This window comes from Streptomyces sp. P5F9 (assembly GCF_057961495.1).
On the sequence record NZ_JBXVPZ010000501.1, the window covers coordinates 1 to 6677 of the forward strand.

6 protein-coding genes and 1 pseudogene are annotated in these 6677 nt (G+C 69.8%); 4 read left to right on the forward strand and 3 right to left on the reverse strand.

The window, feature by feature from the left end; all coding sequences use genetic code 11:
- Positions 1-191 (forward strand): adenosylcobinamide-GDP ribazoletransferase (locus AC31A1_RS43725; RefSeq protein WP_489658644.1); only part of this gene is annotated, 191 nt, incomplete at its 5' end.
- Between the two features lie 67 nt (positions 192-258).
- Here the strand turns inward: AC31A1_RS43725 and AC31A1_RS43730 are convergent.
- From AC31A1_RS43730 to AC31A1_RS43740, 3 genes and pseudogenes are all read right to left on the reverse strand, one after another.
- On the reverse strand, positions 259-1056 hold the full coding sequence (locus AC31A1_RS43730; protein WP_489658645.1) for an endo alpha-1,4 polygalactosaminidase: 798 nt from the start codon (positions 1054-1056) through the stop codon (positions 259-261).
- On the reverse strand, positions 1053-1703 hold the full coding sequence (locus tag AC31A1_RS43735; protein WP_489658649.1) for a spherulation-specific family 4 protein: 651 nt from the start codon (positions 1701-1703) through the stop codon (positions 1053-1055). Before AC31A1_RS43735 ends, AC31A1_RS43730 begins: the two co-directional genes overlap by 4 nt.
- A 96-nt stretch (positions 1704-1799) precedes the next feature.
- Positions 1800-2427: pseudogene (locus tag AC31A1_RS43740) on the reverse strand (hypothetical protein); the annotation flags it as partial.
- A 312-nt stretch (positions 2428-2739) separates the two neighbouring features.
- Here AC31A1_RS43740 and AC31A1_RS43745 point away from each other — a divergent pair.
- The 3 genes from AC31A1_RS43745 to AC31A1_RS43755 all read left to right on the forward strand — a co-directional run.
- Positions 2740-4257, forward strand: coding sequence for a leucyl aminopeptidase (locus AC31A1_RS43745; RefSeq protein WP_489658646.1), 1518 nt, complete (start codon positions 2740-2742; stop codon positions 4255-4257).
- 288 nt (positions 4258-4545) lie between these two features.
- Positions 4546-5934 (forward strand): dihydrolipoyl dehydrogenase, encoded by a 1389-nt coding sequence (gene lpdA / locus AC31A1_RS43750; RefSeq protein WP_489658647.1) that lies wholly within the window; start codon positions 4546-4548, stop codon positions 5932-5934.
- A 57-nt stretch (positions 5935-5991) separates the two neighbouring features.
- Positions 5992-6677 (forward strand): biotin/lipoyl-containing protein (locus AC31A1_RS43755; RefSeq protein WP_489658648.1); only part of this gene is annotated, 686 nt, incomplete at its 3' end.

Sequence of the window (6677 nt, forward strand, 5' to 3'; positions counted from 1 at the left end):
TGGGTGAGGCGTGCGGGTTGGGCCTCGGGACGTACGGGATCGGCCCCGCGTTTGTCGTGGCCCTGGTCGTCGCTGAGCTTCTTCTGCGGCGCTGTATGCGTCGGTTTGGCGGGGTCACGGGGGACGTGTTCGGAGGGCTTGCGGAGGCTGCTGCTACGACTGCGCTCGTGGTGCTTTCGCTGAATGGCTGAGTGCGGGTTCGTCGTGGCTGGTCGCGCAGTTCCCCGCGCCTCTTGGGTTAGTTGCCCTCAGGCGTGTTCAGCAGGCCTTGCGCCACGCACCCAACTCGTACTTCTTCTCCAGTGAACTCAGCTTCAGGTGGCGGGAGTTGGGGCAGAAGCGGGCTGTCGGGAGATCGTACTCGACGTGGAAGACGGCCTTGTTCGCCTTGATGAAGGGGGTCAGGGTGTCGCACTCGTCGTACTGGGCGCACTGTTCGTTGACCGCGAAGTCGAAGTCGCTTACCAGGGCGGGGATTTGGGCCAGGTCGTTCTTCAGGCCCACTGCCATGCCTCGGTCGTGGGCGAGTTTCGCGATGAGGCGGTTGTAGCGGAGTTGGTCGGCTGCCTTGAGGGGGAAGCCGGTGTCGTTCTGGTAGCCGTCCATGTTGTCGGGCTCGACCGCGTCGAAGCCCTTGTCCCGGCACATGTCCAGGCGGGTCGCCATCAAGGGTTCGAGGACGTCCGAGTCGCGGATGTCGAGCCAGCGTTCGCCCTTCCAGCCGTTGCCCTTGCCCAGGACCGACTTGGGGAACTTCTTGGCGTCGGGGCGGAAGTCCTCCCAGGCGCCGGTCGAGATGTAGCAGATGACCTTGCGGCCCTTGTCGTGCAGTGCGGTCACCGTCGCCTTGGAGTGGTCGAAGCCGTCGATGTCGTAGACCGGGACGTCGACGGAGGTGTCCAGGCGCCCGCTGAGCTGCCACTGCCAGGCCACGCCCGGGCGGGGCTGCCAGCGCTTCCCGGTGGTCTGCGTGGGGGTCGGCTTGTCGTCGGAGGTGGTGGTGCAGCCCGCGAGGAGCAGGAGGAGCAGGGCTAGTAGCAGGGCGGGGCGTCTCACTGAACGGGCTCCAGGGTGTGGGGCAAAGTACCCCACGGATGATCTCCCACGCCCGGTGCCGCGCAGTGCACCGAGGCCCCTCGGGCTCGGGCCTCCGCTTCGAAGTCGGCGTCGGCCGGGACGCCGTAGACGAGGTGGCCGAAGCGGGTTCCCGTTGTGCCTCGCCAGGATTGGGGCGGTAGTTGGCGGTACGTCGTCCAGGGACCCTCGAAGGTCACCAGGACGTCGGCTATGCGGGCGTACGACGGGTGCGGGGTCGTGCCGTGGTTCAGGACGAGTGTGGCGCAGCCTGTGCCCCAGGCGGCCGTGGCGATGCGCTGGTAGTGCCTGAACTCCCGCTGATCTGCGGCCACTTGGTCCAGGAATGCGCCGTCCGTGCCGTACCAGTCGCGGTAGCGGGTCAGGTCCTCCACTACGTCTGTGCAGGGGCGGCGGCCGTAGTCCGTGTCCGTGTAGGCGAGCAACCGCACCTCCGCCGCGCGGAGTTGGGCCGCCACCTCGGCGAAGGCCGGGTCCGGGGTTTCGCCGGGGCCGCTGGCCGGGTTGAGGACCACGGCGTAGAGGCGGAGGGCCGCCGCCACGATCGCGGCCCACTCTGCGGGGCGGACGGTCGGGTGTTCGTAGTACGGGGCCAGGAGTTGGCTCATCGGTGTGCCGTTACCCTGCCCAACAGGGCGCAGATCAGGGCCGCTTGGACCGCCGCCGCCGTGCCGTACACGTACAGGGCGATCCAGTGTGGGCCGGCTCTTCCAGTCCTCGCCCAGGCCCGCGTTGAAGGCCAGGTCGAAGGTGAAACCGTGGTCCTGCTCCCACTGGGCCGCGTACACCGCGTCGGCCGAGGTCATCCGGATCGGCGTGGCCGTCGCCCCCTCGCCCGACGCGCAGTCGTAGTCGCCGGGCGTGCAGTTGAGTTCGGTGTCCCAGCGGTCGTCGGGTGCGAAGACGTCGTCGACATGCACGGAGAAATAGTTGCGCGCCAACACCCGGAACTGCTCCTGGTATTGGTTTTACGCGAAGGTCAGCACCAGTTCACGGCGCCCGTCGTGGGCGTACTCGCCGACCCGGCTGCCGCGCCCGGTACCAGGGCGTCGACCTGCGGGATGCCGTACGTCGTCTCGTAGGCGTCCAGCGCGGTCTGTTCCGCCGAACTCGTCCCGAACGGCGCCTCGTTGGGCAGGACGACGCCCTGGTACTTCGCGCGGGGCGTGCCGTCGACCGTGGGGCGGCCCGGGTCGTTCAGGTTCACGGTCGTGTACGGAATGCCCTCGCTCTTCAGCTGGGCGGCGACGGCCCGAGATCGATGCGCGGCTCGCCGGCGGCCGATGCGCCGGGTGCCTCCAGGCCCAGCACCAGGAGTCCGGCGGCCGCCAGTACGATCCGTGGAAATCATGCAAATCGATGAGCATGTCGCCCACACGAACCTCACGAGTGTGGCGCAGGGCATCCAGGGTGGGGATCGAGAAGTGGCCACTCCGCTTCCGGTAGGCGAACCCCTCGCGGGAAGAGGCGGACCCCCCGCGCGAATGAGCCGTCACACCCACGCGCGTACGCTCGTCCTGGGCGCTCCACCAGCCCCCTATGCCCACCACCGCCGCAGGTCGGAAATAGGGTCGGCTGTCGGGCCCGGTCGACCCACCCCGATCGACCACAGGAACTTCACATCGGAAGCGAGAATTCACCACTGTGACTGCTCTCACTCTCAGCACCGCCGCGGCGCCCGGCCTGCGGGCCGACGCGATCGTGATCGGTGTCGGCAAGGGCGGCAAGGGCCCGGTCGTCGCACCGGGCGCCGACGCCGTGGACAAGGCGTACGACGGCAGGCTCGCCGGCGTCCTGGAGACCCTGGGCGCCTCCGGTGCCGAGGGCGAGATCACGAAGCTGCCCGCACCGGCCGGCTTCAAGACCCCGCTCGTGCTCGCGGTGGGGCTCGGCGCGGAGCCCGAGGAGGGCGAGGAGTACGGCGCCGAGGCGCTGCGCCGGGCCGCCGGCGTCGCCGCCCGCGCGCTCACCGGCGCCAAGAAGGCCGCCTTCGCGCTCCCCCTCGCCGACGCCGCCGACGCCGGCGCGATCGCCGAGGGCGCGCTGCTCGGCGCGTACTCCTTCGACGCGTACAAGGGCAGCGCCAAGGACGCCAAGGGCAAGGCCCCGCTCGGCGAGGTCGCCCTGCTCGGCGGCAAGCCGCGCGACAAGGAGTACAAGGCGGCCGTAGAGCGTGCCCTGGCGGTCACCGAGGAGCTCAACCGCGCCCGCGACCTGATCAACACCCCGCCGAACGACCTCGACCCGGAGGCCTTCGCCGCCGTCGCGCAGACCGCGGCGAAGGAGCACGGCATCAAGGTGGAGGTGCTCGACGAGAAGGCCCTGGAGAAGGGCGGCTACGGCGGCATCCTCGGCGTCGGCGCCGGTTCCGCGGCCGGTCCGCGCCTGGTGAAGCTGTCGTACACGCACGCCGACGCCACCAAGCACCTCGCGTTCGTCGGCAAGGGCATCACGTACGACTCGGGCGGCATCTCGCTCAAGCCGGCCGGGCACAACGAGACGATGAAGTGCGACATGAGCGGTGCGGCCGCCGTGTTCGCGGCCGTCGTCGCCGCCGCGCGTCTGGGCCTCGCGGTCAACGTCACCGGCTGGCTCGCGCTCGCCGAGAACATGCCGTCCGGCTCCGCGACGCGTCCCGGTGACGTGCTGCGGATGTACAGCGGCAAGACCGTCGAGGTGCTCAACACGGACGCGGAGGGCCGGCTGGTTCTCGCGGACGCGCTGTGGGCGGCGTCGGCGGAGAAGCCGGACGCGATCGTGGACGTGGCGACGCTGACGGGGGCGATGGTTCTGGCTCTCGGGAGCCGGACGTTCGGTGTGATGGCGAACGACGACGCGTTCCGCTCCGCGATTGTCGAGGCGGCGGAGGAGGTCGGGGAGCCGTCCTGGCCGATGCCGTTGCCGGAGCACCTGCGCAAGGGGATGGACTCGCCCACCGCCGACATCGCGAACATGGGTGAGCGGATGGGGGGTGGGCTTGTCGCCGGGCTGTTCCTGCGGGAGTTCGTGGGTGAGGGGATCACCTGGGCGCATGTCGACATCGCGGGGCCGGCGTTCAATGAGGGCGGGCCTTTTGGTTACACGCCCAAGGGCGGTACGGGGTCTGCGGTGCGGACGTTGGTGCGGCTTGCGGAGTTGACTGCTGCCGGGGATCTGGGCTGACGTTCTGCGCCTCATAGCTCGATGCCTTAGGTGCGTGGGCGACTGCGGGCCGGCTGTGGCCGGTCGCGCAGTTCCCCGCGCCCCTAAGTGGGTCACCTCATCCGGTGTTCTCAAGTGAGCGTGTGGTGTCTCACACCCCGGCCCGGCGTCTCGTTGGCTCCTGACAAGTGCGAAGATGGGCTCGGCAGGACAGGGCCCCCACCACAGGGCCGAAGAAAGAGCGGCCGGACACCAGCCGCCGACCGGTCACCGCTGACCGGCGTGGCGCACATGCATGGAGGACGTGACGTGGCGAACGACGCCAGCACCGTTTTCGACCTAGTGATCCTCGGCGGTGGTAGTGGCGGGTACGCCGCGGCCCTGCGCGGGGCCCAGCTGGGTCTGGACGTCGCCCTGATCGAGAAGGACAAGGTCGGCGGCACCTGCCTGCACCGAGGATGCATCCCCACCAAGGCCCTGCTCCACGCGGGCGAGATCGCCGACCAGGCCCGCGAGAGCGAGCAGTTCGGCGTCAAGGCCACCTTCGAGGGCATCGACGTACCGGCCGTCCACAAGTACAAGGACGGCGTGATCTCGGGCCTGTACAAGGGACTCCAGGGTCTGATCGCATCCCGCAAGGTGCACTACATCGAGGGTGAGGGCAGGCTCTCCTCCCCCACCTCCGTCGACGTCAACGGCCAGCGCATCCAGGGCCGCCACGTCCTGCTGGCGACCGGCTCCGTGCCGAAGTCGCTGCCGGGCCTGGAGATCGACGGCAACCGGATCATCTCCTCGGACCACGCCCTCGTCCTGGACCGCGTCCCGCAGTCCGCGATCATCCTGGGCGGCGGTGTCATCGGCGTGGAGTTCGCCTCCGCGTGGAAGTCCTTCGGCGCCGACGTGACGATCATCGAGGGCCTCAAGCACCTCGCTCCTCTTGAGGACGAGAACTCCTCCAAGCTTCTTGAGCGCGCGTTCCGCAAGCGCGGCATCAAGTTCAACCTGGGCACCTTCTTCTCGAAGGCCGAGTACACCGAGAACGGTGTCAAGGTCACCCTCGCCGACGGCAAGGAGTTCGAGGCCGAGGTCCTGCTCGTCGCCGTCGGCCGCGGGCCCGTCTCCGCCGGTCTCGGCTACGAGGAGCAGGGCGTCGCCATGGACCGCGGCTATGTCCTGGTCGACGAGTACATGCGGACGAACGTCCCGACCATCTCCGCCGTCGGTGACCTCGTCCCGACGCTCCAGCTCGCGCACGTCGGCTTCGCCGAGGGCATCCTGGTGGCGGAGCGTCTGGCCGGTCTGAAGACCGTTCCGATCGACTACGACGGTGTCCCCCGGGTGACGTACTGCCACCCCGAGGTCGCCTCCGTGGGCATCACCGAGGCCAAGGCCAAGGAGATCTACGGCGCGGACAAGGTCGTCGCTCTGAAGTACAACCTCGCGGGCAACGGCAAGAGCAAGATCCTGAACACCTCGGGCGAGATCAAGCTCGTCCAGGTGAAGGACGGTGCCGTGGTCGGCGTCCACATGGTCGGCGACCGCATGGGCGAGCAGGTCGGCGAAGCCCAGCTGATCTACAACTGGGAGGCGCTGCCCGCCGAGGTCGCGCAGCTCATCCACGCCCACCCGACGCAGAACGAGGCGCTCGGCGAGGCCCACCTGGCACTGGCGGGCAAGCCTCTCCACTCCCACGACTGACCCCCTCGGTCGGACGACGACACAGACTTCCGCAATTCGTAAGGAGCAACCGAAACCATGGCGGTTTCCGTAACCCTTCCGGCGCTCGGTGAAAGCGTCACCGAGGGCACTGTCACCCGCTGGCTGAAGGCCGAGGGCGAGCGAGTAGAGGCCGACGAGCCGCTGCTCGAAGTGTCGACCGACAAGGTCGACACCGAGATCCCCTCGCCCGTCGCCGGTGTGCTGGCCTCCATCAAGGTGGCCGAGGACGAGACCGTCGAGGTCGGCGCCGAGCTGGCCGTGATCGACGACGGTACGGGCGCCCCCGCGGCCGCCCCGGCCCCGGCCGCAGAGCCCGAGGCGGCTCCCGAGCCGGCCCCGCAGGCCGCTGTCCCGTCCACCGAGCAGGCGGCTCCGGCCCCCGCTCCCACCGCCGAGGCGACCGCCGGCGCCGGTTCCGCCGAGGGCACGGACGTCGTCCTGCCCGCGCTCGGCGAGTCCGTCACCGAGGGCACCGTCACCCGCTGGCTGAAGGCGGTCGGCGAAGAGGTCGCCGAGGACGAGCCCCTCCTGGAGGTCTCGACCGACAAGGTCGACACCGAGATCCCCTCCCCGGTCGCCGGCGTCCTGCTGGAGATCCTGGTCGGCGAGGACGAGACCGCCGAGGTCGGCGCCAAGCTCGCCGTCGTCGGCGCCCCGGGTGCCGCTCCGGCGGCTGCCCCGGCGCCCGCTCCGGCGGCTGCCGCTCCGGCTCCGGCCCCCGC

Excerpts from the sequence above, each read along its gene's own strand:
- AC31A1_RS43735 (WP_489658649.1), bottom strand. The coding sequence starts at position 1,703 with ATGAGCCAACTCCTGGCCCCGTACTACGAACACCCGACCGTCCGCCCC.